We start from the raw sequence: 245 nt of genomic DNA, 5'->3' as shown, positions 1-245 counted from the left end.
CGCGGTGCCTGCACGCTGGTAATCGCGACGGCGACGGATGCGGGGCACCCGCTCGGCGATGTTGACCACCTGGAAGTAGGTGCTGAACGCACGCCCCATCGCTTCGGCGCGTTCGGGCGGCAGCCCGGTCAATGCAGCGTTGAGATCGGACAGCGGCGCCTCGCTTTCACGGCGCGCGATGGCGCGGGGCCGCACCTGTTCCACATCATCGAGGAACTGCGTGGAGACCTGCTCGGCAAGCAGGT

Annotated in this window: 1 protein-coding gene; it reads right to left on the bottom strand. The window is 68.2% G+C overall.

The genetic code is table 11. The annotated features are described in order from the left end of the window. Window positions 1–243 (bottom strand): phosphoenolpyruvate carboxylase (locus tag ACQG3P_RS21775; protein ID WP_426806214.1); only part of this gene is annotated, 243 nt, incomplete at its 3' end. Window positions 244–245: the final 2 nt, after the last annotated feature.

The organism is Stenotrophomonas sp. SrG, assembly GCF_050031795.1.
Lineage (GTDB): Bacteria > Pseudomonadota > Gammaproteobacteria > Xanthomonadales > Xanthomonadaceae > Stenotrophomonas > Stenotrophomonas rhizophila_A.
This window is presented reverse-complemented; position numbering and strand designations above follow the sequence as displayed.